Here is a 1,536-nt window from a genome sequence, read left to right on the forward strand (position 1 = left end):
GGCGGACTCCAGGGTTTTCCCGGCGCATGCGACGCCTTCTGGAAGAGAGGCAGCGCCGGGCAGTGCACCATTCGGCGTGGTGAAATGTCGTGGTACGAGCCCGCCGCAGGGATGATCTCTTCTTCTGTGTTCCCGAGCCGTGAGCTCTTCGGCAGATCGAGCGCCCTGCGGTGCGCTGGTGTCACGAACGGCTGGTGAGATGACGGACCGTCGAGTCCTGCAATTAGGTCGCCGCGTGCACCACACGGGTTCGCAACCTGCACATCGACATTGGGAGGCGCGGTGGGACTGTACTGCGGAATCGATTGGGCCGAAAACCATCACGACTTCGCGATCCTCAACGACCTGGGCGAAGTCGTGAGCCGGGGACGAGTCGACAACGACGCTGCCGGGTTCGCCCGGTTGCTCGAGGCATTCGCCGAAGCCGGCGACACCGCCGAAGATCCGATCCCAGTCGGGATCGAAACCGATCACGGCCTGTGGGTTGCCGGACTGCGCGCGAGTGGCCGGGTGATCTACCCGATCAATCCGCTCGCGGCCTCCCGGTACCGGTCCCGGCATTCGGTCTCCGGATCGAAATCCGATTCCGCCGACGCGGTCATGCTGGCGAATATCGTGCGCACCGACGCCGTCGCGCACCGCCCACTGCCGGCGGATACCGACAGCGCTCTGGCCATTCGGGTTCTCGCCCGCGCCCAGCAGGACGCCGTCTGGTCTCGGCAACGCTTCGGCAACGAGATCCGCTCGCTGCTCAAGGAATATTTCCCGGCAGCGTTGACCGCGTTTCAGTCGCTCGAAGACGGGCTGACCCGCCCTGATGCCCGAAGCGTGCTCGCTGCAGCTCCGACTCCGACCGCAGCTGCCGCCCTGACCCGGCCCCAACTCAAAGCAGCACTCAAAAGAGCCGGACGTTCCCGATTCCTCGACCGAGACGTCGAACGACTGCGGGCCATCATGCGCGCCCCGGCGCTTCGCCAGCCACCGCAGATCGAAGCAGCGATGGGAATCAGCCTGATGACCCTGTTGCGGCAGTTCGACGCCGCCTGCACAGCCGCCGAGACCCTCGCCGCGCACGTGAGCGTGCTCTTCTCCGAGCACCCGGATGCGAAGATCATCACCAGCTTTCCCGGTCTGGGGCCGCTCGCAGGTGCTCGCGTGCTCGCCGAGATCGGTGACGACCGAAACAGGTTCGCGACCGCGCGCGGCCTCAAGGCCTACGCCGGTGCTGCCCCGATCACCCGTGCCAGCGGGAAGAAAACCTTCGTCCTGCACCGGCACGTCAAGAACCGGCGACTGGCAGCAGCGGGAACGATCTGGGCGTTCAGCGCCCTGCAAGCGTCCCCCGGCGCCCGACGACATTTCGACGCTCGCCGCGCCGGCGGAGACTGGAACCACCAAGCCCAACGACACCTGTTCAACCGATTCCTCGGCCAACTCCACCACTGCCTTACCACCCGCGAATTCTTCGACGAACTGCACGCATTTCCACCTCCCCTCCCGATCGCGGCTTGACTCCTACACCCCGTGAGATGTCTT

Annotated in this window: 2 protein-coding genes; one reads left to right on the forward strand and one right to left on the reverse strand. The window is 65.7% G+C overall.

All coding sequences use genetic code 11. The features are described from left to right. Positions 1-185, reverse strand: a 185-nt coding sequence (locus QRN54_RS32060) for a hypothetical protein (RefSeq protein ID WP_285183953.1), incomplete at its 3' end; no start/stop codon positions are given. A 97-nt stretch (positions 186-282) separates the two neighbouring features. On the opposite strand from QRN54_RS32060, the gene QRN54_RS32065 reads away from it, so the two are divergent. After that, a complete protein-coding gene (locus QRN54_RS32065; protein ID WP_044480144.1) occupies positions 283-1,512 on the forward strand; it encodes an IS110 family RNA-guided transposase in 1,230 nt (409 codons plus the stop codon). The last annotated feature ends 24 nt before the right edge of the window (positions 1,513-1,536 follow it).

The organism is Rhodococcus sp. MEB032, assembly GCF_030208925.1.
Taxonomy (GTDB): Bacteria; Actinomycetota; Actinomycetes; order Mycobacteriales; family Mycobacteriaceae; genus Rhodococcus_F; species Rhodococcus_F qingshengii.